This is a genomic window from Flavobacterium sp. P3_A6 (assembly GCF_056403035.1).
This window is the reverse complement of sequence record NZ_JBFUGG010000002.1, coordinates 1-26,348: the sequence shown is the minus strand read 5'-3', so window position 1 is coordinate 26,348 and position 26,348 is coordinate 1. Positions and strand designations below refer to the sequence as shown.

Genomic DNA, 26,348 nt, shown 5'->3' with positions numbered 1-26,348 from the left:
AATTAAAAGTGTTGTCAACACTAGCCCATTATAAGTAGTTATATTACAAACTCTGCAATTTTATAAAATATTTAACGCTATCTCAAACAAAAAACAGTTTAAAATCAATGCTCATAAATTTATTCTATATACCTTTGTCCATTATATAATTACAAATTTGCTACGGCATAAATCATTCAATCATGGGAAGATTAGGAGTTACAGAAATACTTTTGATTATTGGAGTTCTTTTATTACTTTTTGGAGGTAAAAAAATTCCAGAATTAATGAAAGGTTTAGGAAGCGGTATTAAAGAATTTAAAAACGCGGCCAAAGAAGATCAGCCAGCTGATAAAAAAGAAGAGACTAAAGAATAAATTTTTCGCAGAAATTCTTTCAAATATAAAAATTCCAAATTCCGATATTAATATCGGAATTTGGAATTTTTTATTTTAAAAAAGGTCTTTTCAATACTAAAAAGACCTTTTTTGGGCAAACAAAATTAACTAACTTTTATACGTTACTCCCATATCTTCGATTGAGAAATGATCAGTTAACAGATGCAGTAAATGATCCCTTAACTCAATATACTCGGGAGTTTTAACGATTTCAATCTTATTTCTTGGTCTTGGCAAATTTACCGTTACAATTTCCCTAATGGTCGAAGAAGGGCCGTTATGCAAAACCACAATTCGGTCTGATAAAAACAATGCTTCTTCGATATCGTGCGTAATCATCACGATGGTTTTTTCTCTGTTATTCAGATTCCACAATTTCAAAACTTCGAGCTGCATAGAACCTTTGGTTAAGGCATCCAATGCTCCAAAAGGTTCATCCATTAATAATACTCCCGGATTTATGGCAAATGCTCTCGCAATAGCGACTCTTTGCTTCATTCCTCCCGAAAGCTGTCCCGGTAATTTATCTTTATGCTGAAACAAATTAACCATTTTGAGGTTTTTAATCACGATTTCGTGTTTCTCAGCTTTGGAACAATCCATAACCGAATCCACCGCTTGGAAAATATTGTTTTCCACCGTCAACCAAGGCAGTAACGAATAGTTTTGAAAAACAATCCCGCGATCCGGTCCCGGGCCTTTTATGTTTTTATTGTCCAATACCACCGATCCGCCTGTTGGTGTTAGCATGCCTCCTATTGCGTTCATAATGGTTGATTTTCCGCAACCCGAATGCCCGATGATCGATATGATTTCCCCTTTTTTGATAGAAAGGTTAATGTCCTTTACTGCAATATATTTCCCTTTTGGAGTTGGAAAAGAAATTTCCAAATCTTTTATTTCTAAATAGCTCATAGGTGTGTTTTTTAAAGTTTCTAAGACTTTGTGAGTTCATGGTTGTTGCTTCTGAGTTTCTAAGATGCTGAGATTTGAGATACTAAAACTTATAAAATCTTAGTAACTTAGAGTCTCCGAATCTTAGGGTCTTCCTAAGCTTTATACGATACTTTGTTTTCAATCATTGTAAAAAATCCGTCAAAAATAATTCCCACAAATCCGATGATGATGATGGCCGAAATCACTTTTTCTAAACTCAGTGCATTCCAGCTGTCCCATACAAAAAATCCGATTCCTGCACCGCCCGATAACATTTCGCCGGCAACAATAACCAACCAAGCTACACTGATACTCAAACGTAATCCTGTAATAATGTGTGGCAAGGTGTATGGAAAAACAACTTTGGTTAAATACCTCCATTTGGAAAAACCAAAAGCCTTCGCTACATTTTTATGATCCTGCGGAATGGTGCTCACCCCAAAAGATGTATTAATCAATGTAGACCACAAAGAAGTAATAAACACAATGAATATGGTTGCTAAACCTGTATCTTTAAAAACAACCAAACCAATAGGAAACCAAGCCAAAGGTGAAACCGGTTTTAAGAACTGTACGATAGGATAAAATATTTTTTTGAAAAAAGAACTTGCCCCTATCAAGATTCCGAAAGGAATTGCAAATAAAGAACCTAATAAAAATCCTGTCAAAACGGTTTTGATGGAAACAAACAATTGCAGTCCGATTCCTTTGTCGTTTGGTCCGTAATCATAAAACGGATCGCTCAACATTTCATATAGCACTTTTAAAGTAGCCACTGGCCCCGGAAGCGCTTCTTTGGTATAAAAACTTAATACACTCCAAAATCCGCAAAAAATCGTCAATCCAATACAAGCAAACACAATTGATTTTGCTTTTTCCATAATATAACGTGACGCTTTTTTAAGGCTTTTTTTCTTAATTACTTTACCAAAAGTGTTGAGAAGAGAATAGCTTCCTGCTGCCTCATCTTGTTCGATTGTTGCTGTAGTTGAATTTGACATAATGCTGAAATTTAATATTAAATAGGTATTTATGAATCTCAAACCTTTGTTTCCCCTCATGCTAAGAGGGAAAACAAGGATTATTGAGAACTTTTTTTAATTTATCTTTTTACCACTTTTAAATATGCGGATGGATTTGCCGGGTTGAACACCGTTTTATCCATTGTAAGCGAGAACGGTTTCATATCATCTGTAGGGATTTTAATTTTCATGCTTTTCGCTACTTCTTCGTATAAATCCTGAAGAATTAATTTATCGGCAATCGCTTGATAATTAGGCTCTTCTTTCAAATAGCCAAATCGTACATACTGTGCCATTGCCCAAATTCCGTAAGATTTACGAGGATAGTTTACCGTTCCTCCTTTGTAAAAAAGCATATAATTGTTGCTGTATACTTCTGTTCCTTGGTTACAGCCTAAGTTATAATCACCCATTAATCTCGATTCAATAACATCGGCAGGTGCGTTTACATAAGGCGCTTTCCCGATAATGGCGGCAGCTTTTTTGCGGTTAGCAGGGTTATCAAGCCAAATACAGGCTTCCATAATCGCTTTCATTACTTTTTTTAGATCTTCGCGGCGTGATTCACTAAACTCTTTGTTGACAACCAATGCTTTTTCCGGGTGGTCTTTCCAAATATCCTGTGAAGCGATTTGAGTAAAACCAATTCCCTGTTTTACGGCTACACCTCCCCAAGGCTCACCTACACAGTATCCATCCATATTGCCCACTTTCATGTTGGCAACCATTTGCGGAGGCGGAATAGTGATGATTTTTACCGCTTTTTGATTTAAACCAGCCAATGACATCCAGTTTCTTAACCATAAATCATGAGTTCCTCCAGGGAAAGTCATTGCAAAAGTCACTTCTTTTTCGGCTTTCAATTTTGCAGCCACAACCGGTGTCACTTTATTCATTTGTTTGAAACCTACTTTACCGCAAAAATCATTGGATAAGGTAATTGCCTGTCCGTTTACGTTCAGCATCATTGCGATTTTCATTTCTGAACCAGCTTTTCCTCCTACTCCTGTGTATACTGAAAATGGCATAGTATAAAGGCAATGAGCTCCGTCCAATTCTCCTGTTAAGATTTTGTCGCGTACATTTGCCCAAGACGTTTCTTTGGTTACTATAACCTCAACCCCATATTTTTTAAATAAACCCAATTCTTTGGCCATTACAATTGGCGAACAATCTGTTAAGGGAATGAAACCTAATTTAACTGGATCATTTGCAACTGGCGGTTTTGGATTTGTTTTGAAAGAAGAGAACAAAACCACGCACATTGTCAGCATCAAAGAGGCAAAAAGAGTACTTATATGTTTTTTAGCTTGTATCATTTTATTAGTTTTTAAAGATTTGCATCAATTATTTTTTGTTTAAAAAATTTGGCTTAATATTAACCATCACATAAGCCCATTGCGGAGTTAGGTTCGCATTAGCAACATTTTTCACTTGTGCCGACGCCATAGAATTAGTAGCTTTCATTATAGAATACCCGCCTTCTATATTGACCATTTTGGTAAGGCTATAAGATAATTTCAAATCCAATTCAGTTCCTAAGTAACTAGTTTGTTTTCCTCCAGCTCCGTTTGATAAACTGTTTGCAGATTCAAATCCGTGCAGATCAGCAAAAAGAATTAAATTGTCTTTTAAATTGTATTTGGCTTTTAAGAAGTAGTTTAACAAACCTTGTGCTCCAAAACCGTTAGAAGCGTAGAAGTAATCCATTGATCCCCAAAATTTGTGAGGCGTTCCATACAGCGGGTCAAATTGATTGTTCGTAGAAGTCGCTGTTACCGCTTTTGTACCGTCATTTCCAGATAAATAATCAACTCCAGGGCCTACAAACAATTTTCTTCCTACTTGCAAAGTCGTTGTAATAGAAGCCAAATTACTGCTCAGACTACGGCCGTTTTTGTCATGTCCAAACTGGTGGTACAAACTTCCTTCGAATTTTAGTTTTCGGGTTGCATTCACATTATAGTAAAAACCGGTAGTGTTACGGGTCCAAATTCCTTGTTCGTTCACTTTGGTCACCACTGGCGGAGTTCCTGAAGTTACATTGGTATATTTATTAAAATTGTCGCTTAAGAATAAAAAGGAAATGTCCCCAAAGAAAAATTTCTTAGCCAAATACGCATATTCCAATGATTTATAATTGGTTCCTAAACCATTAGTTCCTGCAGTATAACCAGAAGTTGCAGCTGGCACTCCATTATAAATTGTTCCAGCTAACAATTCTTTATTTTGATTAAATGCAGCTCCAAAATCAGCTGTCCATCCTTTATTGAAATATTTCAAGACAACCGCATCATGGTAACGTGCTTGCTGTAACCAATCAAGAGCTCCAATAACCTTTTGATCATCATACGAAATCTCCTGACGTCCTATTTTTAAAGATAAATTTTGAATAGAACTTACTGTGTCATTCAGCATAATTTCTCCCCAAGCTTCATGCAGTTGTAAACCGTTATTTTCTGCAGTAGTCGTTCTGTTAATAGTTGAAGCATCCTGCCCCCAAACACGAACATCCTGAACAGCTGCAAAAAATTTGAATCTGTATCCTGTAAACCCAACATTCAATCTTGTTCTTTGTGAAGTAAATACCGCAGTCTCGGCATCCTTTGCCTGCAAAGTGCTGTATCCGTCTCTAAATTCGGTTCTTGTTCTTAACTGTCCAGTAGCGGTCAACTGCGCGTTAGCTACTGATGATCCAAACAATGTTATGGCTAAACCTAATAAAATAGACTTTGAATTTTTGCCTTCTTTTAATGCTTTTATTTTTTGGATTGTGGTTGTAATCTTTTGCATAATGAATATGTTTTAATTAGTATGAAGCAAAGATATATACGTATTTATACTTACGTATTCACTTTTCACAGTACAAAACAACTTTTTTACACAGCTATAAAAATTAAAATAGCAATTCAAAAACTGCGTTTACGCAATAATTATTTCTTAACCACAGTATTTGTTAATGTTTTTCAACACTTATAGTTTTTAGAATTAATACGTAATTAGTAAATAACCCTAAAACTGTTTTTTGAAAAAAATCAAGAAGGAGACTTATTTCCATAAAAAAAGGCCTTTTTAGGCCTTTTGAAGTCAAAATTGAATAATAGAATACTTAGATGTACTTATGTTCCATTATTTCGGATTTCATTTTATTAATTTGTTCCAATCCTATTTTCTTTCCAACGGTTTTAATTAATGCCTCTCTCTTTAAGCTCGAAATCACTCGGGTCACCTGCTCCTCTGTTGTGCCTGCAAAATCGGCGATTTCTTTTCGGGACAAATCAATATTAATCAAATCATTGGTCTGGCCAAATTTTCTGTGTATGTATAATAAGGTATCGATCACGCGCTCCCTCACATTCATGTGAGCAATTTTCCGAATGTTGTTCTCGCTTTTGTTTAATTCCTCGGCATAAAAAAGCATCATATCATAAGTAAACTCAGGAACATTCTTTAGAATATCCAGCATCACCTCGTTATTAAAATTGCATAAAACAGTATCCTCCAAGGCATAAGCGCCTATCAAATACCGATTGCTTGTTCCAAATCCCCTAAAGCCAACAGTATCCCCATTCGTTGTAAACCGAACAATCTGTTCCCTGCCGTTAATACCGGTTTTCACCGTTTTCACCTTTCCTTTTTGCACAAAATACAGCCCCTGAATGGGCGCACCCTCAATAATAAACTGCTGTGCTTTTTTGCAGGTAAAACTGTGTTTTTTCTCTATATAATTTTGCATGTTAGGCAAATGAATATGCTTTTTGATAAAACAATTTTCATTGCTGCAGCTGTTGCAAATGGCTTGATTATCTTTCATCTGTGCTAATTGTTGTGTGTTTGTAGTTATAGAAACATCCAAAACCATTGTTCCATTCATCCTTTTGGGCGTGTCCCCATTGAGAAAAGGGGCTTACTCACAGACCGCTTATACAGCCCCTTTTTCTCCACGGGGTCGGGCTATCCGCGCTACTTTGGTAGCTAGCTTCTATCCCTCACGCAGGCGGTGAACGAGACATTCTGTTCAATGAACAAATCTTGGTTAAAAGACAAAATCAGTAAAAATTATACTGTAACCGTCTTTATTTTGAGTAAATATATAAGTTTTTCGCAATAAATAATATTTAGCACAACCCGAAGAACCGTTAAATCAGGGCAAAAAATAGACCTTTTTTTGCGTATTTTTTATAAATGAAGCTATAAAAAGAGCATCATCAATGCTTTCGTCTACTTAGAAACGCGCTTTTTCAGATATTCGTAATTTTTTACAAATAAGTAAAAATACGTAGTTTTTTATGATTTGTAGTTTTTTACTGAAACAAAAAATCCCAATCCAAAGAGTTTGGATTGGGATTTTATTATTTATTCTTAGAGATTTATATTAACATCGTCTACTGAATCCTCTTTCTATCTTCATCTATATAAGTAACTTTTTACCTCAACATGCTGATGTAATTTAACACCTTCATTCACATTGCTCAGATAACCAGCTTTCAGTTGGGAGAAAAAGAACTAATTGTAATAAATTTCAAAAATATCGTTTTCATCAGAATCAATAAATTCGATTATTTTATCTTTATTCTTTAGAATTAAATTGACTAAATTTTTGGTGTCTAAATTATAGGTTTTTAGATAAATTAGCTTGGGTGGAGCTTTTCTTAATAATACAATTTTCTCAAAATCATCATCCTTACTTATAATTGTAAACTCATTTTCTTTTGCATAATTCCAAATAGAAATATCATTGGCTGGCTGAATAATTTTTAACTCAGATACATGAACAACTTCTTCAAAAAAAGGCTTAAGCTGTTTTATCATTCGCTAGGATAAATTCTCGTCCAATAATAACTTCACGAAGCAAAAGCAATTTTAGTTATGTTATCTCTGTAAGCTGCAAATGAAAGCGTTGCTATTATTTTTTCTTTATTTAAAGACGGGAAATCTTCAATAATTTCTTCCATAGACATTCCTGATGCAAGATAAGATAACACATCCGAAACTGTAATTCTAGTACCAGAAACACAAGGTTTTCCACTTCTGATTTCTGGATTTATGCTGATATATTTTTGCCAATTTTCCATGATTACTTCTTTTGCTATTCAAATTTAATCAATTTTTTTGATTATTCTTTAAATCACCATCGTCAGCTGAATTCTTTTTCTATCTTCATCAACCTCGGTCACTTTTACTTCAACGTGCTGATGCAATTTAACCACCTCATTCACATCGCTCACAAAACCTGCTTTGAGTTGGGAAATATGTACCAGTCCGCTTTCTTTTAAACCAATATCAACAAAACAGCCAAAATTGGTAATGTTATTGACAATTCCAGGCAGAATCATTCCGGTTTTCAAGTCTTTTATCGTTTTTACATTAGGGTCAAATTCAAATACTTTGGCAGATTTTCTCGGGTCTAATCCTGGCTTTTCCAACTCTTTTATAATATCTTTTAAGGTAAGTAAACCAATTTCAGGTGTAATATAATTTTCGGCTTTAATTAGCGCCGTTTTTTCTTTATTGGCAATCAGATCATTTACCGAAAGTTTCAAATCTTTAGCCATTTTTTCAACAATAGCATACGCTTCGGGATGCACAGCCGAATTATCCAAAGGATTCTTTGCATTCGAAATTCGGATAAATGCCACTCCTTGCTGATACGCTTTGTCGCCTAGACGAGGCACTTTTTTAAGCTGTTTCCTATCGGTAAAAGGGCCATTTTCCGAACGATAAGTCACAATGTTTTCAGCCAGCTTCTCTCCTATTCCGCTCACATAGCTCAACAAATGTTTACTCGCGGTATTGATGTTGATTCCCACCGAGTTCACACAACGAATCACTGTACTGTCTAATTCTTCTTTTAACTTAGTTTGATCTACATCGTGTTGATACTGCCCCACTCCTATTGCTTTCGGGTCAATTTTAACCAATTCGGCCAATGGATCCGATAATCTGCGTCCAATCGAAACCGAACCTCGAACCGTAACATCATAATTAGGAAATTCTTCTCTCGCAATCTTCGAAGCCGAATACACCGAAGCACCAGCTTCTGAAACAATGAATACCTGAACCGGTTTGTCAAAAGCTATTTTCTTGATAAAGAATTCGGTTTCTCTCGAAGCCGTTCCATTTCCTATCGATATCGCATCTATTTGATACGCATTGACCATCGAACGAATTTTTTTTATCGCCATCGCTTCCTCCTTTTGCGGAGCGTGCGGATAAATGGTTTCATTATACAGCAAATCACCTTTTTCATCCAAACATACCACTTTACAACCCGAACGAAATCCTGGATCAATCGCTAAAATTCGTTTTTCGCCCAATGGCGGTGCCAGTAACAGCTGTCCTAAATTATTAGCAAATACCTGAATCGAATTGGCATCCGCTTTGGCTTTAGCTTCCTGTAATGTTTCATTCGAAATCGCGGGATTCAGCAGGCGTTTATAACTATCCTCAATCGCCAACTGAATATGTGGTGTTGTACTGTTATCCCCTTTTATGATTAACTCGTCAATGATATCGTAAGCATCATCCAGCTCCACATCTACTTTGAACTTTATAAAACCTTCATTTTCGGCACGCATAATGGCCAATAGACGATGTGACGGAGCTTTAGTCAACGGCTCCGACCAATCAAAATACTGATTGAATTTTTGTGCGCCTTCTTCCTCTTTTTTGGTTTTCACCACCTTAGTTGTAATTGTTGCTTTGCGTTCAAACAATCGTCTGAGCTGTTTTCTAACATAGATATTTTCATTGATCCACTCGGCAATAATGTCGCGTGCGCCCTGCAAAGCACTTTCTTCATTAATCACATTATCATTCAAATATTGAGTCGCCAAGAAATCAACATCATCCTTTCCTTGCGACATAATGATCTTAGCCAAAGGTTCCAATCCGTTTTCGCGGGCGACATCAGCTTTGGTTCTTTTTTTCTTTTTGTACGGCAGGTAAAAATCTTCCAATTCCTGTAAATCGAAACTTTGCTGGATTTTTTTATCCAATTCCGGTGTCAATGCATTTTGCTCCTGAATCGATTTTAAAATTGCTTCTTTACGCTTTACAATAGTTTCATATTCTTTTTGAAATTTGGCAATTTGCTCAATCACAACTTCATCCAAATTTCCGGTTTTATCTTTTCGATAACGGGAAATAAAAGGAATTGTACAGTCTTCTTCTAATAATTGCACTGTATTTTGAATATTTATGGCTGCCGTGTTAACAGATTTGGAAATGAATTGTATGTTAGTCATTTTTTGATTTTTTTCGGACAGCTAAAATAATATCTTTGGAGCTTTATTTTAGCTAAATGGATATTTTATTCTACTATTTTTTGATTTTAAATGGAACGGCTTTTATGCTAATAGCTTATGACAAACATTTGGCAAAGAATCAAAAACAAAGAATTTCAGAGCGGACTCTTTTAAGTATTGTATTATTTGGAGGCACTATTGGTTCTGGTTTTGCAATGTTTATTTTTAGACATAAAACGGTTAAAAAAAGTTATCTTTTAAAATTTTGGCTGATTGTAATTGTCCAGCTTTTAATAGGTTGGTTTTATTTACATAACTGGCAATCACTATAAAAAAAAGCCCGGTTTTTTGGCCGAACTTCGATTATTTGGTGCGAAGCACCCGAATTTTTATAAAATCTAATCCTGAACTATAAAATCTTTAGAATCTTCTTCTTTTTTATATTCAGGCTGAATATTGATGTGATTGATACTGAATTTCTCGAACAAAACATGTTCCACTTTATCTAAAAGTGCATTAAACTCAGACATTTTTATATCTTCTGAACAATCCAAATGCGCTTCGAGATGCAGTTCCTCTTCATTAAGATACCAAACATGAATGTGGTGCAATTTATTAACTCCCGATATTTTATGCACTTCTTCTATAATATCATTAATATCAAGTTGGCTCGGCGTAAAAAGCATTAGCATCTGGGTCGATTTTTTAAGTAAATCAAAACCAACAATGATCAGATAAACTGCAATAACCAATGTCAATACGCTATCTACCCAAAACCATTGTAAATATTTCATCAGCAAACCGCCAATCAAAACAGCAACAGAAGCCAGCATATCGGTAAACAAATGCAAATAAGCCGATTTCATATTCAAATTTTTATCTGCATCATTTTTTAATAATAGTACAGATAAACCATTCATGACAATTCCTAAAATTGAAAGCCAAATCACCAATCCTGATTCAATATGATGCGGATTAAAAAAACGTTCTATTGCTCCATAAACCAAAAACAAAGCCACTATTATCAATGTCATGGCATTGACAAAAGCAGCTATAATCTCAGCCCTTTTATAACCAAAAGTCTGGTTAACTGAGGCTTTTTTTCTGGATAATTTATGAGCAGCATAACTAAAAACCAGCGAAAGTACATCTGAGAAATTATGCAGGGCATCTGATAGTAAAGCCAAACTTCCTGAAAGAATTCCTCCAATAATTTGAGCGGCTGTAATAACAAGATTTAAAACAATCGAAAACAATAAATTCTTACCTTCTACATGATGGTGATGGCTGTGATTATGATGGCTGTGATTTTCCAAAATATATTAACAGCTAATCTTATCCACTCTAGTTTGGTGTCTTCCTCCTTCAAATTCAGTTTCTAAGAAAGTTTCAACAATTTCAATCGCCTGCTGAATAGAAGTATAACGAGCCGGAATGCTAACAATATTAGCATTATTATGTAAGCGAGTTAAATAAGCAATCTCTTTAGTCCAGCATAAACCAGCACGAACTCCAGCGTGTTTATTAACAGTCATTGCTATTCCATTTCCGCTTCCGCAGATTACAATGCCAAAATCGGCTTTTCCTTCCTCAACATCAGAAGCTACAGGATGCCCAAAATCTGGATAATCTACAGAAGCTTCTGTATCTGTTCCGTAATTGGTTACCTGATGTCCTTTTGATTCTAAATGCTTAACAATTGCTTTTTTATAATCTGGTCCTGCGTGGTCGTTTCCTATAGAAATTTTCATTTTTTTTGTATTAGACTTTGAACTGCAAATTTAACCAAAGTATTTTAGAAATAGTCATAAAATAGGGATTCAATTCTTAAGAACAGATTAAGAAACAATAATAATAAGCTTTATTTTTTTAAAAAAAATAACTCATTGATAATAAGAAAACTTATATCTTATTAACATTTAGCAAAAAATATAATAGTCTGAAAATCAATACACAGAATGTAACCTAAATGTTAATATTTTGTATTGTTAATACTAAAACGTAACTACTTGATATTCAGTTAACCTTAAATTAACATAAAATGTTTATAACTTTAGATAGAATTTTAGAAGTTTTTTAGTTTTGTAAACAAAAAAAAAGTAATCCAAAACTGATATTAGAAATCCAAATAAAGTTTAGTGATTTTTTAGAAAAGTTATTAATACTAAAGTTTGATTTTTTAACAAGAAAATAAAAATCATTTATTTACAATTTATCCAATTCTTGAATTATTAACAGTTGTTAACTAATTTAAAAAACACCCTAAAAGCTAAGTATTTAAGTATTAATATAGGTGTTGATAACTCAAAATAAATACCTAAAACTTGATTTCAATACATTTTTTAAAAATTTTATAGCAACAATTAACACCCTATAATAACCATAAATAATTAATTTAAATTTAAATTTTCTTTTTGTTGTATTTAATATATGTTGACAACTTTGAAATTTGAAAATAAAAAAATAAGTAATTAGCTTATAGTTTAGTAATAAATAAATTTTAAACTAATGGAAATAGTTAATTACTCTTGATTAATCACTAGGAGTTTAATTTTTTTAAACGATAGAAAGTTTGGAATTCAAATTGTCGAGTATTTCTTGAACTTGTTCAAAATCGTTTGGGTGAACTTTCAGCTGGATGCCGCCATAGGCAAAACTCGCCATCGGGTCAATGGAGACTATGTGTTCGTTTTCAAAAAAATAATGAATTTCTTCCTGATCCAAAATATGTCTAAGTACCACAATTTCATGCGGATAATTAAAAACAGCAATTGTTTTGAAGCCTTTCATTTTGATTTTTTTATAAATGTAGTAAAGTTATAATTAGTTTAAAACTATCGCAGAAGACAGAATAGTGAATACAATTTCGTAATTTTAGGCTTTTAAGAAAAGATACATGAGTAAAAGATTAAGAAAGCCGATAAAGAAAGAGAAAGATTTCTCAGATAAAATAATAAAGATATTATCGCAAAGTGCCAATAAAGCCTTTAATTATAAGCAAATCGGAGCCAAATTAGAATTAGACGACACCCAAAGCCGTAATCAGATTATAAAAGATTTAAAGATTTTGGCAGCTTCCAAAAAAATTATTGAATCCGAGCCCGGTAAATATTTAATTAAGGCCACAAGCAAAGAGTATTACGAAGGAACAATTGATATGACTGGCCGCAAAAGCGCCTATTTTATTTGTCCTGAATTTGAGGAAGACGTTTTTATTCCATCTAATAATTTGAATCACGCTTTAGATAAAGATACCGTAAAAGTGTATGTTTATAACAAAAGAAGCGGCAGAAGGGCAGAAGGTGAAGTAATTGAAGTAATTGAAAGATATAAGACTGATTTTGTTGGGGTAATTGATATTCAAAAGAATTTTTCTTTTGTTTCGACTGCCAATCCAAAAATGTATACTGATATTTTTATTCCGAAAGATAAAATAGGGGAGGCCGAGCAAGGAGATGTTGTTTTAGTTCATATTGAAGATTGGCCTTCCAGAGCCGACAGTCCTTTCGGAAAAGTAATAAAAGTTCTTGGAAAACCAGGAGAACATGATACTGAAATTCATGCAATTCTAGCAGAATATGGTTTGCCGGCAGAATTTCCTATTGAAGTAGAAACTTTTGCTCAGAAAATTGATACTTCGATTGAAGCCAGTGAAATTGCTAAGCGACGAGATATGCGTGATACGCTGACATTTACAATTGATCCAAAGGATGCTAAGGATTTTGATGATGCATTGTCTTTCAAAAAGTTAGAAAACGGAAACTACGAAATAGGAATTCACATTGCCGATGTTTCGTATTATTTAGAAGAAGGAACTATCCTTGACGATGAAGCTTTTCAAAGAGCAACATCCATTTATTTGGTAGATAGGGTAGTGCCTATGTTACCCGAAGTGCTTTCTAATTTTGCATGTTCATTGCGTCCACAGGAAGAGAAATATACCTTCTCGGCTATTTTTGAAATCACGGAAAAATGCCAGGTTGTAAATCAATGGTTTGGAAGAACCGTAATTTTCTCTGACCAGCGTTTTGCATACGAGGAAGCGCAATACATTATTGAAACCAAAGACAATACTATTCCCGCCGAAATTTCTATTACAGGAAGTTCTTATGCAGTTTCGGATGAAATTGTCGAGGCTACGCTAAAAATGGATCAGTTAGCCAAAATATTCCGAAGAAAAAGGATGAATGAAGGCGCTATTTCTTTTGATAAAGTTGAAGTAAAATTCAACTTGGACACAGAAGGAGAACCAGAAGGTGTTTATTTTAAAGTTTCTAAAGACGCCAATCATCTGATTGAAGAATTTATGCTTTTGGCTAATAGAAAAGTGGCTGAATATATTGGAAAACAAAAGAAAACATTTGTTTATAGAATACATGATGAACCCAATGAAGACAAATTAATCGCCATGCAAAATTTGATTGCTAAGTTTGGTTATAAAATTGATTTCAGAAACAAAGGCGATATTTCGAAATCATTGAATGCTTTAATGGAAGAAGTTAATGGTAAAAAAGAGCAGAATCTAATAGATACCCTAGCTATTCGTTCCATGAGTAAAGCCAAATATTCTACAGACAACATTGGACATTACGGATTGGCATTTGATTATTATTCACACTTTACATCGCCTATCCGCCGTTATCCAGATGTTATGGTGCACCGTTTACTGCAGTATTATCTTGATGGAGGAAAATCCGTGGATGAAGAAACATTTGAAGCTAAGTGTCTGCATTCGTCAACAATGGAAGGTTTAGCTACAAATGCCGAAAGAGATTCTATAAAATATATGCAGGTAAAATACATGCAAAATCATCAGGATCAGGAATTTTTAGGTGTTATTTCAGGAGTTACAGAATGGGGAATTTATGTTGAAATTATAGAAAATAAATGCGAAGGAATGGTAAGAACCCGCGATATAAAAGAGGATTATTATACTTTTGACGAAAAACAATATGCATTAGTAGGATCTAACTCCAATCGATTATTGCAATTGGGGGATGAGATTTATGTAAATGTAAAAAATGCCGATTTGGTTAAAAAACAATTAGATTTCAATTTTATAAAAAGAAATGAATAAGATTTTTAAACAGTTATACTAACAATTAATTTTTTAAAAAATGAAAAGAGTAGTTTTAATAAGTTTTGTATTCATATCCCAATTTACTTTTAGTCAGACGACTATAGAACTTAAGGATTTTGATGATGTAAAAGTTTTCGATAAGCTGAGCGTTACTTTAGTTGCTTCAAACGAAACTAAAGCTGTAATTACTGGGACAAGTCAAAGTAAAGTAGAAATTGTTAATAAAAATGGGCTTTTAAAAATAAAAATGCCATTGACAAAAATAATGTCTGGTGATGAAGCAAAAGTTACATTGTATTTCAAGAAAATCCAGAGTATTGATGCTAATGAAGGCAGCAGCGTAATCTGTGCTGATGTTTTTAAGCAAACTACTATTACTTTAGGAACACAAGAAGGAGCTAAGATTAATGCTGTATTGGATGTCGATAAAGTATCTATTAAAGCGTATTCTGGAGGAATTATTAAAATTATAGGCAAAGCAGTCACTCAATCGGTTTTAATTAATTCTGGAGGGATTTTAGAAGCTGGGGATTTAGAAACTTCTCAAACCACAGTAAGTGTATCTGCTGGTGGAAATGCTGATGTAAAAGCCAGTTCTCTCGTAGATGCAAAAATAAAAGCCGGAGGAACTATTACTGTTCATGGTAAACCAAAAGAATTAAGACAAGAAACTTTTATGGGCGGAACTATCGTCCAGAAATAATAAATTTATAACCAATTTTTAAAGTCATTTTTTAATGATAAACGATATTTTGACAGGTATTCCTTGGGGAGTATTATTAAGTTTTATGATTGGGCCAGTTTTTTTTATTTTACTTGAAACAAGTATTATTAAAGGATTTAGAGCCGCTTTAGTTTTTGATTTAGGTGTAGTTTTAGGAGATGTTTTTTTTATAACAATTGCTTATTTAGGCAGTTACAGATTGATTCAAAGTCTTAATGATAATTCTTCATTGTTCATTTTTGGAGGATTTATCATGATGGCTTATGGTTTTATTTCTTTTCTCGGAATAAAAAAAGAGAAAAGAGTAAACACCAAAACAATTGACAACGAGATTATTAAAAAGAATTATCTCGGTCTTTTTTTCAAAGGTTTTTTTCTAAATATTATCAATATTGGCGTACTTGGATTCTGGCTGGCTGTAATTATTTCAGTAGGGCCAAAATTAGAAATGGAAACCTCAAGAGTATTAACATTTTTTATATCAGTTATTTTAACTTATTTAGGAATTGACTGTATTAAAATTGCATTGGCTAAGCAATTAAAACATAAAATGACACCAACTAATATCTATAAAATTAAGAGAGGAATTAGTGTTATTTTAATGATTTTTGGTTTCGTGCTAATTTTTCAAGGCTGGTTTCCAAAGGAAAAACAAATGGTAAAGAATGCTTTTGAGAAAATTGAAAAGTAATTTCATATAGAAATATTTAAGTAAAAGAGACTATTATTAGTCTCTTTTTTTTATGACAATAATTACCTAATTTTTCTAAAAAAGAAATATAAAAAACTTCTAAAGTAATTTAGAAGTTTCTGAAGTATCATCCGGATTCGAACCTAAGCTTTATTTCATTTTTCTAAAAAATTAGACATAAAAAAAACCTCTAAAATTACTTAGAGGTTTCAGAAGTTTCGTCCGGATTCGAACCTAAGCTTTATTTCATTTTTCTAAAAAATTAGACATAAAAAAAACCTCTAAAATTACTTAGAGGTTTTAGAGGCATCGTCCGGATTCGAACCGGAGTAGGAGCTTTTGCAGAGCCCAGCCTAGCCGCTCGGCCACGACGCCATTGTTGAACGGATGGCAAAAGTAACTCAAATTTTTAAAGTTTAAAAGTTTAATGTTAACTTTTTTTTCTTTTTATGGTAATTGTTATAAATTGAAATAACGTTCTTCTTCCATCTCTATGGTAACAGCTTCTACATCACCGCCAATAGGAGGATTAATTTTTGAAACGGCTACTTTTATTTTTGAAACTGTTTCAAGTTCTGATAATGCTCTATTGATAATTCTTTTGGCTACATGCTCTAATAAATTAGATCTTATAGCCATTTCTTCGACTACAATTCTATTGAGATGTACATAATCTACAGTATCTTTTAAATTATCTGAAATGGATGATTCTTTCAAATTTGTTTTTATTTCTAAATCAACACTATAATCTGACCCAATTTTTCCTTCTTCTATTAAGCATCCATGGTAAGAAAAAGTGCGTATGTTTTTTAATTTTATTGTTCCCATTTTTTTGTTTTTTCAGAATCAGAAAGTATTATTTTATGCTTATAAACGCAAATATTATACAAATGTATTAAAAATTGGCTAGTGTTTTTTCTAGAAAGTCTATATTGTTATTAGCTATTATCTATCATCAATTTTTTATCTTTGCTAAAATTATAAAAAATGGCATCAGAAGAGAAATCACTTCATTTTATTGAACAAATTATAGAAGACAGTTTAACAAATGGTTTTCCGCAAGATAAATTACGTTTTCGCTTTCCTCCAGAACCTAATGGTTATTTACACATTGGTCATGCTAAATCTATATGTTTAAATTTCGGTTTAGGACTAAAATATAATGCACCTGTAAATTTACGTTTTGATGATACCAATCCGGCCAAAGAAGAGCAGGAATATGTTGATTCAATTAAAGAAGATGTTAAATGGTTAGGTTTCAACTGGTCTGAGGAACTTTATTCTTCTGATTATTTTCAGCAATTATACGAATGGGCAGTTACTATGATAAAAAATGGTAAAGCTTATGTTGACAGCCAGTCTTCAGAAGATATGGCAATTCAAAAAGGAACACCTACTCAACCAGGAGTTGACGGGCCTTATAGAAATCGTTCTATTGAAGAAAATTTAGCTCTTTTTGAAGGAATGAAAAAGGGTGATTTTCCTGAAGGAAGCCACGTTTTGAGAGCCAAAATTGATATGGCCTCTACAAATATGTTAATGCGTGATCCATTGATGTACAGAATCTTACATCGTCATCATCACCGTACAGGTAATGATTGGAATATTTATCCAATGTATGATTTTGCACACGGTGAGAGTGATTATGTGGAACAGATTTCACACTCAATATGTACTTTGGAATTTGTAATGCACCGTGAATTATATGATTGGTTTTTGGATCAAATTTATGATGAGAATCAAGTGCGTCCCCATCAATATGAGTTTGCGCGTTTGAATTTGAATTATACAGTTATGAGTAAGCGAAAGCTCTTGCAATTGGTACAGGAAAATATAGTAAAAGGCTGGGATGATCCTAGAATGCCTACTATTTCTGGATTAAGAAGGCGAGGTTATACTGCTGCAGCTATCCGTAAATTTTGTGATGTAATTGGAGTTGCCAAACGTGAAAATGTAATTGATGTATCTCTTTTGGATTTCTGTTTACGTGAAGATTTAAACAAGACTGCTCCAAGAGTTATGGCTGTTTTAGATCCTGTAAAAGTGGTTATCACTAATTATCCGGTAGGAGTAGAGGAGTGGTTGGATGCCGAAAATAACCAGGAAGATGAGTCTGCTGGTTTCAGAAAAGTGCCGTTTTCACGTGAATTATATATAGAAAGAGATGACTTTCTTGAAATTGCTCCAGCTAAATTTTTCCGTTTAAGTATAGGGAATGAAGTGCGTCTTAAAAATGGATATATTATTAAAGGAGAGAGTGTTACTAAAAATGATAATGGAAAAATTTCCGAAATTCAAGTTACTTATGATATAGATTCCTTAAGCGGAAGCGGGAGTGAGGCGAGTAAACGAAAAGTAGCTGGAACATTGCATTGGGTTTCTATTCCACATGCTGTTGAAGCCGAAGTTCGTTTGTATGATCGTTTGTTTATAGACGAAGCACCAGACAGTCATAAAGAGAAAAGTTTCTTAGAATTTATGAATTCTGCTTCATTACAAATTGTAAAAGGCTATGTTGAACCAAGTTTAGCTGAAGTTAAAATAGGGGAACATTTCCAATTTCAGCGTCTAGGTTATTTTGTTGCTGATAAAGATTCAACTGCTTCAAAATTAGTTTTTAACAAGACAGTTGGTCTTAAAGATGCATGGGAAGAGAAAGATAAGAAAGAGGCTAATTTGTTGATGAATACTCAAAAAGAGATCAATAAATATGTAAAAGAAAAAGATGAAAATATTGCTATTTCTATTTTGGATAATATTGTTAATAACATAAAATCAATTGATAATTTTAGTTTATTGAGTCAAACGGTTGTTAAAAATGTTAAGAATGATAATAATTCATTACTATTTTCTAATTTAATTTTGGAACATTCTGACAAAGTTAATATCAAAGATATCGAAAAAGTCACGGTTGATAAATTAGTATCAATGTCTGGTGCAAGTCAATCTTCTATTGTAAGATATGAATTTGTAAAAAATGTTTCTAAATTTCCAGAACTTAAAATTGAATATAACTCCTTTATTTTAGAATTAAGAAATAAAGAGAAAGATGAAAAAGTTATAGAAGTTCTAAATTCTATATAATTTTTATATTATAATTTTAACCTATAGAAAGTGCTTTTTATAAAGCACTTTTTTATTATATATAATATTGATTATTATATATAATTTAATAATTTTAATTTATTAAAATTAGCTTTCATAAATTAAATTTAAGACATTTTTTAATTTTGTCCATATCAATTAATGTTTTTTAGTTTTTTATTCTTCAGAAGCTTTTATTTTAATTTTTTGGCTTCAATTCAAATTTTTAGCTAATTTTTTTCTGATTCTATTTTTACTTCTTTTTATATATTAAATTTAACTATTAAATATTATTAATTGATAAAATATATTTATTATTTATTTTATTTATCGTAAAATATTTTTTAATTGATATTTTAAATTAAAATACACCTTCATAAATCTGTTTTAAACTATTTTTATTTATTTTTTATATCAGTATATCATTTATTTGTTTTTGTTTAAATAGGGGCTTTATTTGATTTTTTTAGCCCATAATTTGTAGTTTAACGGCTTGTTAACACATGTTTGTTGATAATGTTGTATATTTATTATATAGTAACTTTAAAATTTTAATTAAAATGTCAAACAACACCGGAAATACAATAATTGCTCTTTTGGTTGGCGCAACGATAGGAGCTGGGCTTGGAATTTTATTTGCACCAGATAAAGGTTCTAAAACAAGAGAAAAAATTAAAGATGGTTTTGATGATATAAAAAACAATCTTAATGGTAAATTACATGAAGTTTCAGAAAAATTTAAAGGTAAAGGTATTTTGAGTAAAGAGGACATTGATCGCAATTATGATAATATTGTTGCTAATCTTACTGATAAAACTGAAGATGTAGTTTCTTATTTAGAGAACAAACTGGCCGAGCTTAAGGAAAAAAATGCTAAATTTCAGTCATAAAATCTAGTCTATGGCATTTGATAAAATAAAAGAAAATTCAGAAGATATTCAAAATCAAGCCCAAGCTTATTTCGAAAAGTCAGTTTCTTATTATAAATTATGGGGTTTCAAAGTTGCAATGAAATCAACAACCATGATTTTAAAGTTTACTTTGATTTTATTGTGCTTTAGTATGGTTTTATTATTTGTGTCTGTTGCTTTAGCTTTATTTATAGGCAATTATTTTAACAATTATGCTATAGGTTTTATTTCTGTAGCCGGTATGTATTTAATTGCGACTTTGCTTTTATTTTTAGTGAAAGACAAAGTGATAGAGGGACCAATTTTAGAAAAATTCTCAGAAATCTTTTTTAATGATTAATTATGGAAAACAAAAAGTATTCTTCCTATGCAGCTATTGATCGTGATTTAGAGATCTTGAAATTAGAAAAACAAATTAGTTATCAAAGATTAGTTTTAAGTATTCAGAAAACTAGAGATGCAATTACTCCCGAAAACATAGTTGCAGGTTTTTTAGCTCCTTATAAAGAGAGCTTTCCAAATCCTTTTAGATCTATATTACAGACTATAGTTCCTTATCTCATAAGTTATTTTATTAATAAAAAAAGAGGCTTTTAGACCTCTTTTTTATTATAATTTAATTGATTTTTTTATGATTTTACAAAGTTGCAATAGCTCTTTGCAGTCTAGAAATCGTTTCTTGTTTTCCAATAACTTCAACGATATCAAATAGGTGAGGACCTTTTAGCGCTCCAACTAAACTCATTCGAAAAGGCTGCATAACTTTTCCCATTCCAATTTCATTTTTAGTTAACCAATCTTTTACAATTGTTTCTATATTCAATGATGTAAAATTACTTATTTCTTCGAGTACTGATATCAGTTCTTGCATTAATGCAGGAGTTTCTGCTTTCCAATTTTTGGTTGCTTTTTCGTCATAGTTTGCCGGTGCTATAAAAAAGAAGTCACTCATTTCCCAGAAATCAGAAATAAAATTAGCTCTGTCTTTTATTAATGAAACGATTTTTGCCAAATCCACTAAAGAGAAATATCGGTTCAAATCTTTTGATTCTATAATTTTTGCAAATTGTTCTGCCAAAACAGTATCATCTTTTTTCATCAAATACTGATGATTAAACCATTTGTTTTTTTCCGGATCAAATTTAGCTCCAGATTTGTGAACTCTTTTCAAATCAAAAGCTTCAGTTAATTCTTCCAATGAAAAAAGTTCTTTTTCGGTTCCGTCATTCCAGCCCAATAATGCTAAAAAGTTGACAACAGTTTCCGGAAAGAATCCTTTTTCTCTATATCCTGATGAAATTCCCTCTGCGGTTTTCCATTCCAACGGAAATACGGGGAATCCCATTTTATCTCCGTCTCGTTTTGATAATTTACCATTACCAATTGGTTTTAATATTAATGGCAAATGTGCAAATTCAGGAGCTTCCCAACCAAATGCACGATATAACATTACATGTAAAGGCATGGAAGGCAACCATTCTTCACCACGAATAACGTGCGATGTTTCCATTAAATGATCATCGACAATATTCGCCAAATGATAAGTAGGCATTCCGTCACTTTTGAAAAGTACTTTGTCATCCAAAAGACTGGTTTCAAATTTTACTTCTCCACGAATAATATCCTGCAAATGTAAAGTTTCGTTTACTGGTGTTTTAAAACGGATAACATAATCTTCATTATTGGCTATTCTTCTGCCCGTTTCTTCTTTAGAAATGATCAATGAAGTATCTAATTTTTCGCGATTATGATGGTTGTAAATGAATGTTTTACCTTCTGCTTCGTGCTGTTTTCTATGAACATCTAGGGCTTCGGCTGTGTCAAATGCATAATAAGCATTACCGGATTCTATCAATGCATCAGCATATTGTTTGTAAAGATGTTTTCTTTCGCTTTGTCTGTACGGTCCAAATTTTTCATTCTTTCCAACAGTTTCGTCTGGTGCAATTCCTAGCCATTCTAAGGCTTCTAATATATATTCTTCGGCTCCTGGGACAAATCTATTTTGGTCGGTATCTTCTATTCTTAAATAAAAAGTTCCTCCATTTTTTTTAGCAAATAAATAATTAAATAAAGCGGTACGTACTCCGCCAATATGTAAAGGTCCTGTCGGACTTGGTGCAAAACGCACGCGAACTGGTTTAGACATTATTGTAAATTTTTTGCAAATATACAATTTTCAAATTGTCGTTTGGTATCTGTAAATACTGTTTCTTCAAGCCTTTAATATTATGTTTTATTTACCTTTTAGTAAGCATTAAAATTATTACTTTTATTGGTTATTAAATTAATACGTGAATTTTGGAAAAGTTAAATTCGATACATCAAAAGTTAGAAGCTTTTATAAAGAAGTATTATACAAATGAATTGATTCGTGGCAGTATATTTTTTATAGGTCTTGGATTAATGTACTTTCTTTTTACGCTCTTTATTGAGTATTTCCTTTGGTTAAAACCACAGGGAAGAACATTTTTGTTTTGGTTTTTTATCAGTGTAGAGGCTTTTTTACTGCTTCGTTTTATATTGTTTCCAATTTTTAAAATATTGAAATTTCAAAAAGGTATTGATTATACTCAGGCTTCTTTGATTATTGGAAATCATTTTTCGGAAGTAAATGATACATTAATTAATTATTTACAACTTTCAAAGGAGAATGTTTCTGTTCATAATTCTGAGTTATTATTAGCTTCTATTGAACAAAAAGCGAACTCTTTGCATCCAATTCCTTTTGGGAAGGCTATAGATTTTGGTACCAATAAAAAATATTTGCCTCTGGCTATTTTACCAATTCTTTTCTTGTTGTTCTTTTTTCTTTCGGGCAACAGCCGTATTATTTCTCAAAGTTTGAATAGGGTAGTGCATTTCAATTCTGTATTTGCTCCGCCTGCACCTTTTAAATTTTCAGTTTTAAATTCAGATTTGATTACTGAACAAGGTAAAGATTTTGTTTTGCAGATCAAATGTGATGGAGCTATTGTACCGGAAAATGTTATGATTCATATAGGTGATGAAAGTTACTTTCTTGAAACTTCCGGCCTTGGTAAATTTCAATTTAAAATAGCCAAACCTATCACTAATGTTTCCTTTTATTTGGATGCTAATGCTGTAGTTTCCAGAGATTATGAATTGAAAGTTATTGCTGTTCCTACTATTTCCAACTTTGAAATGAAGTTTACTTACCCAGCCTATCTGAATAAAAAAAGCACTGTTGTAAAAGGTACAGGCAACGGAATTATTCCCGAAGGAACTCAAGTAACTTGGATAATGAATACGAATGCGACCCAAAATGTGGTGTGGAAAAATGATTTACAGGCTTTTCCATTTGCTAAAAGTGATAATACTTTTAATTTGACTAAAAATATAGTTCAAAATACAGAATATCAAATAATTACATCAAATAATAACGTTAAAAATTTTGAAAAATTAAATTATCAGCTTAATGTTGTCAAAGATCAGTTTCCAACGATCAATATGACTAAGGCACCAGATAGCTTAAATGTTGAACGTTCTTATTTTGTGGGGCAAATTGCAGATGACTATGGTTTGTCCAGATTGCAGATTGTGTATTATGAATCTGGCAAGCCTCTAAGTGCTAAACGTGGAATAATTGCTATAAAGCATGATACGTTTGACCAAATTGTTTTCAATTTTCCGAGTAATCTTGATGTTGAAAAAGGAGTAAATTATGAGTTTTATTTTGAGGTTTTTGATAATGATGCGATTCATCATTTTAAAAGTTCCCGTTCTTCTGTTTATTCCAATAGAATTTTATCTGATGAAGAAAAGCAAAATAATGCGCTTCAAGAGCAAAATAATGCTATCAACAGTTTACAGAAAACTTTGTCTAAACAAGACAAACAGTTTTCGGCTATAGATAAACTGCAAAAGACGGGTAAAGAAAAGAACAGTTTAGATTTTAAAGACCGTCAAAAAGTTAATGATTTCATCAATGAACAGCAAAAGCAAAACGAAAGCATGAAGGAGTTTGCGAATAAGATGAAAGAGAATTTAGATAAATCTAATCCTGATCAGAAAAATGAAACTAAAGAATTATTGCAAAAACGACTTGAAAACACGAACAAAGAATTAGATAAAAATAAAAAATTATTAGATGAACTTAATGAATTGAACAATAAAATTAAAGATGAAGATTTTGTTGAAAAATTGGAAAAGTTCAAGCAGAACAGCAAGAGTCAAAATAAAAATTTAGCACAGTTAGTTGAATTAACGAAGCGTTATTACGTTGATAAGAAAGCAGAGCAATTAGCTGACAAACTTGATAAGTTATCTCAAAAAGAAGATAAATTATCAGAAAATGAAAAAGAGAATTCTGCTCCAGAACAAAAGAAATTAAACGATGAGTTTGAAAAAATACAGGAAGAATTAAAACAGTTAAACAAAGACAATGAAGATTTAAAGTCTCCAATGGATATTCCGTCTGATTTAAATAAAGAGGACAGCATAAAGGATGATTTAAAAAAAGCTACTTCAGATTTACAGAATAACAATAAATCCAAAGCAAAACCCAATCAGAAAAGTGCATCAAAAAAAATGAAGGAAATGTCCAAAGCTATGGAAAGGGCTATGGAGGAATCAGACAAAAATCAGATTGAAGAAGATGTAAAGATGTTGCGTCAAATATTAGATAATTTATTATCGTATTCTTTTTCACAAGAGGATGTAATGAATCAATTTAAAAGTTCTAGGGTAGGCTCTCCTTCTTTTAATAAATATATTCACAGCCAGCAAAATTTAAAATTGCTTTTCAGACACATTGATGACAGTCTTTTTGCTTTGTCTTTACGTCAGCCAAAAATAGCTGAATCAGTTACCAAAGAGGTTGCGAATGTACAATACAATATTGATAAATCTTTAGAAAGTTTCACAGAATCTCAATTGCCCAGAGGTGTTTCCCAACAGCAATATGCTATTTCATCTGCTAATAAATTAGCTGATTTATTAAGCGATTCTCTTAGCAGCATGCAGATGCAAATGTCGGGAAGCAGTGGTGGTAAGCCAAAACCTGGAAAAGGTTCAGGCATGCAGTTGCCGGATATTATTAAAAAGCAAGGCGAATTGTCAGATAAGATGAAGGAAGGTATGAAGCAAGGTATGAAGCCAGACAATACTCCGGGAGAAGGCAGTAAGCCTGGTGACAGCAAGAATAAAGGATCACAATCTGGAAAAGGTCAAGGTCAAAATGGAGATTCCGATGGTGATGGAGAAGGAGACGCTAAAGCAACTATGGATATTTATAAAGAACAAAAGCAATTACGGGAAGCCCTTCAGGAAGAATTGAATAAAAAGGGAATTGGTAATAGCGGGAATAATGCTTTGGAACAAATGAAGCAATTAGAAAAGCTGTTATTAAACAAGGGTTTTAACAATGAAACGCTTCAAAGAACTAATAATATTAAACAAGAACTTCTAAAACTAGACACTGCTATTCGTCTGCAGGGTGAAGATCCGAAACGGCAATCTGAAACTAATAAGGCTAATTTCAGTAATCAGGCAAACCCATTACCGAAAGAGCTTTTAGATTATTTAAACAGTATCGAAATATTAAATAGACAATCGTTACCTTTGCGCTCGAATTTTAATCAAAAGGTTCAAGTATATTTTAATAACAAATGATCAATTTTAATTACGAATCCGATTTTACTTTACCAAACGAAGAAGCAATAGCTACTTGGTTAAGTGCTGTTATAGTTTCGGAAAACAAATCAGAAGGTGAAATCAATTATATCTTTTGTAACGATGAATACCTTCATAAGATTAATGTTGAGTATCTTAATCATGATACATTAACCGACATTATCAGTTTTGATTACACTCTGGGTAACGAAATTTCTGGTGATATTTTTGTTTCCATTGAAAGGGTTCTTGATAATTCAAAAGATTTCAATACCAGTTTCGAAGACGAATTTAAACGCGTACTGGTTCATGGAGTTTTGCATTATTGCGGTTATAAAGACAAATCGGAAACCGATGAACTTATAATGCGAAGCAAAGAAGATGAAAAGCTAGACATGTTTCACGTGGAACAGTAGATAAAATTAAATAAAATAATGACACGTTCCACGTGGAACACTGTTAAAATTTTATATTTTATAGAAATTGTTTTTTAAATTAAAATAAATATGTTTCACGTGAAACATATCTAGATTGTTTAGATTGTTTAGATTGTTTAGATTGTTTAGATTGTTTAGATTGTTTAGATTGTTTAGATTGTTTAGATTGTTTAGATTGTTTAGATTGTTTAGATTGTTTAGATTG

The 26,348-nt window shown here is 32.4% G+C and carries 24 protein-coding genes, 1 tRNA gene and 1 pseudogene; 11 read left to right on the top strand and 15 right to left on the bottom strand.

Features of this window, described 5'->3' with window-relative positions:
- Positions 1-182 precede the first annotated feature (182 nt).
- A complete protein-coding gene (gene tatA / locus AC1DVP_RS02020) occupies positions 183-356 on the top strand; it encodes a twin-arginine translocase TatA/TatE family subunit (protein WP_100432686.1) in 174 nt (57 codons plus the stop codon).
- A 129-nt stretch (positions 357-485) separates the two neighbouring features.
- Here the strand turns inward: tatA and AC1DVP_RS02015 are convergent, their stop codons facing one another.
- The 9 genes and pseudogenes from AC1DVP_RS02015 to AC1DVP_RS01975 form a co-directional block, all read right to left on the bottom strand.
- A complete protein-coding gene (locus tag AC1DVP_RS02015) occupies positions 486-1,292 on the bottom strand; it encodes an ABC transporter ATP-binding protein (protein ID WP_477181889.1) in 807 nt (268 codons plus the stop codon).
- Between the two features lie 134 nt (positions 1,293-1,426).
- Entirely contained in the window at positions 1,427-2,314 is an 888-nt protein-coding gene (gene ntrB / locus AC1DVP_RS02010; protein ID WP_477181888.1) for a nitrate ABC transporter permease, read from the bottom strand.
- Between the two features lie 101 nt (positions 2,315-2,415).
- On the bottom strand, positions 2,416-3,654 hold the full coding sequence (locus tag AC1DVP_RS02005) for a CmpA/NrtA family ABC transporter substrate-binding protein (RefSeq protein ID WP_477181887.1): 1,239 nt from the start codon (positions 3,652-3,654) through the stop codon (positions 2,416-2,418).
- Positions 3,655-3,682: 28 nt separating this feature from the next.
- Entirely contained in the window at positions 3,683-5,128 is a 1,446-nt protein-coding gene (locus AC1DVP_RS02000; RefSeq protein ID WP_477181886.1) for an alginate export family protein, read from the bottom strand.
- Between the two features lie 316 nt (positions 5,129-5,444).
- Positions 5,445-6,209, bottom strand: a complete 765-nt coding sequence (locus tag AC1DVP_RS01995) for a Crp/Fnr family transcriptional regulator (RefSeq protein WP_477181885.1) — start codon at positions 6,207-6,209, stop codon at positions 5,445-5,447.
- 511 nt (positions 6,210-6,720) lie between these two features.
- Positions 6,721-6,832 (bottom strand): annotated as a pseudogene (locus tag AC1DVP_RS01990) (S1 RNA-binding domain-containing protein); the annotation flags it as partial.
- A 9-nt stretch (positions 6,833-6,841) separates the two neighbouring features.
- Positions 6,842-7,147 (bottom strand): DUF5615 family PIN-like protein, encoded by a 306-nt coding sequence (locus tag AC1DVP_RS01985; protein ID WP_477181884.1) that lies wholly within the window; start codon positions 7,145-7,147, stop codon positions 6,842-6,844.
- Positions 7,148-7,179: 32 nt separating this feature from the next.
- Positions 7,180-7,410: a DUF433 domain-containing protein gene (locus AC1DVP_RS01980; RefSeq protein ID WP_477181883.1), complete on the bottom strand. Its 231-nt coding sequence runs from the start codon at positions 7,408-7,410 to the stop codon at positions 7,180-7,182.
- A 48-nt stretch (positions 7,411-7,458) separates the two neighbouring features.
- Positions 7,459-9,582, bottom strand: a complete 2,124-nt coding sequence (locus AC1DVP_RS01975; protein ID WP_477181882.1) for a Tex family protein — start codon at positions 9,580-9,582, stop codon at positions 7,459-7,461.
- Between the two features lie 80 nt (positions 9,583-9,662).
- Here AC1DVP_RS01975 and AC1DVP_RS01970 point away from each other — a divergent pair, with 80 nt between their 5' ends.
- Positions 9,663-9,914: a DUF1294 domain-containing protein gene (locus AC1DVP_RS01970; protein WP_477181881.1), complete on the top strand. Its 252-nt coding sequence runs from the start codon at positions 9,663-9,665 to the stop codon at positions 9,912-9,914.
- A 66-nt stretch (positions 9,915-9,980) separates the two neighbouring features.
- On the opposite strand, the gene AC1DVP_RS01965 is transcribed toward AC1DVP_RS01970, so the two are convergent.
- The 3 genes from AC1DVP_RS01965 to AC1DVP_RS01955 all read right to left on the bottom strand — a co-directional run bounded on the left by AC1DVP_RS01965 (position 9,981) and on the right by AC1DVP_RS01955 (position 12,372).
- Entirely contained in the window at positions 9,981-10,901 is a 921-nt protein-coding gene (locus tag AC1DVP_RS01965; protein WP_477182154.1) for a cation diffusion facilitator family transporter, read from the bottom strand.
- Between the two features lie 3 nt (positions 10,902-10,904).
- Positions 10,905-11,333, bottom strand: coding sequence for a ribose 5-phosphate isomerase B (rpiB, locus tag AC1DVP_RS01960; protein ID WP_477181880.1), 429 nt, complete (start codon positions 11,331-11,333; stop codon positions 10,905-10,907).
- Positions 11,334-12,138: 805 nt separating this feature from the next.
- The gene (locus AC1DVP_RS01955) at positions 12,139-12,372 is read right to left on the bottom strand and encodes a putative signal transducing protein (protein WP_477181879.1); all 234 of its coding nucleotides are present in this window, start codon (positions 12,370-12,372) and stop codon (positions 12,139-12,141) included.
- 106 nt (positions 12,373-12,478) lie between these two features.
- Between AC1DVP_RS01955 and rnr the strand changes: the two genes are divergently transcribed.
- From rnr to AC1DVP_RS01940, 3 genes are read left to right on the top strand one after another with little or no spacing between them, the layout of a single operon-like run.
- Complete coding sequence (gene rnr, locus AC1DVP_RS01950) at positions 12,479-14,659, top strand: ribonuclease R (protein ID WP_477181878.1); 2,181 nt, start codon at positions 12,479-12,481, stop codon at positions 14,657-14,659.
- Between the two features lie 40 nt (positions 14,660-14,699).
- Positions 14,700-15,365: a head GIN domain-containing protein gene (locus AC1DVP_RS01945; RefSeq protein ID WP_477181877.1), complete on the top strand. Its 666-nt coding sequence runs from the start codon at positions 14,700-14,702 to the stop codon at positions 15,363-15,365.
- Positions 15,366-15,399: 34 nt separating this feature from the next.
- Entirely contained in the window at positions 15,400-16,077 is a 678-nt protein-coding gene (locus AC1DVP_RS01940; protein WP_477181876.1) for a LysE family translocator, read from the top strand.
- A 304-nt stretch (positions 16,078-16,381) separates the two neighbouring features.
- Here AC1DVP_RS01940 and AC1DVP_RS01935 read toward each other — a convergent pair.
- Both AC1DVP_RS01935 and folB read right to left on the bottom strand, forming a co-directional pair.
- A tRNA-Cys gene (locus AC1DVP_RS01935) sits at positions 16,382-16,452 on the bottom strand.
- An 84-nt stretch (positions 16,453-16,536) separates the two neighbouring features.
- Complete coding sequence (gene folB / locus AC1DVP_RS01930) at positions 16,537-16,905, bottom strand: dihydroneopterin aldolase (RefSeq protein ID WP_477181875.1); 369 nt, start codon at positions 16,903-16,905, stop codon at positions 16,537-16,539.
- 159 nt (positions 16,906-17,064) lie between these two features.
- Between folB and AC1DVP_RS01925 the strand changes: the two genes are divergently transcribed.
- The 4 genes from AC1DVP_RS01925 (at position 17,065) to AC1DVP_RS01910 (ending at position 20,669) form a co-directional block, all read left to right on the top strand.
- Positions 17,065-19,161, top strand: coding sequence for a glutamine--tRNA ligase/YqeY domain fusion protein (locus AC1DVP_RS01925; protein ID WP_477181874.1), 2,097 nt, complete (start codon positions 17,065-17,067; stop codon positions 19,159-19,161).
- Positions 19,162-19,721: 560 nt separating this feature from the next.
- Positions 19,722-20,051: a YtxH domain-containing protein gene (locus AC1DVP_RS01920; protein WP_477181873.1), complete on the top strand. Its 330-nt coding sequence runs from the start codon at positions 19,722-19,724 to the stop codon at positions 20,049-20,051.
- Positions 20,052-20,061: 10 nt separating this feature from the next.
- Positions 20,062-20,412, top strand: a complete 351-nt coding sequence (locus AC1DVP_RS01915) for a competence protein (protein ID WP_477181872.1) — start codon at positions 20,062-20,064, stop codon at positions 20,410-20,412.
- Between the two features lie 2 nt (positions 20,413-20,414).
- Positions 20,415-20,669 carry a DUF6327 family protein gene (locus AC1DVP_RS01910; protein ID WP_477181871.1) on the top strand — a complete coding sequence of 85 codons (255 nt, stop codon included), beginning with the start codon at positions 20,415-20,417 and terminating at the stop codon, positions 20,667-20,669.
- A 40-nt stretch (positions 20,670-20,709) separates the two neighbouring features.
- On the opposite strand, the gene gltX is transcribed toward AC1DVP_RS01910, so the two are convergent.
- Entirely contained in the window at positions 20,710-22,221 is a 1,512-nt protein-coding gene (gene gltX / locus AC1DVP_RS01905) for a glutamate--tRNA ligase (RefSeq protein ID WP_477181870.1), read from the bottom strand.
- 152 nt (positions 22,222-22,373) lie between these two features.
- Between gltX and AC1DVP_RS01900 the strand changes: the two genes are divergently transcribed.
- Positions 22,374-25,706 carry a hypothetical protein gene (locus AC1DVP_RS01900; RefSeq protein WP_477181869.1) on the top strand — a complete coding sequence of 1,111 codons (3,333 nt, stop codon included), beginning with the start codon at positions 22,374-22,376 and terminating at the stop codon, positions 25,704-25,706.
- On the top strand, positions 25,703-26,122 hold the full coding sequence (ybeY, locus tag AC1DVP_RS01895; RefSeq protein ID WP_477181868.1) for an rRNA maturation RNase YbeY: 420 nt from the start codon (positions 25,703-25,705) through the stop codon (positions 26,120-26,122). Before AC1DVP_RS01900 ends, ybeY begins: the two co-directional genes overlap by 4 nt.
- The last annotated feature ends 226 nt before the right edge of the window (positions 26,123-26,348 follow it).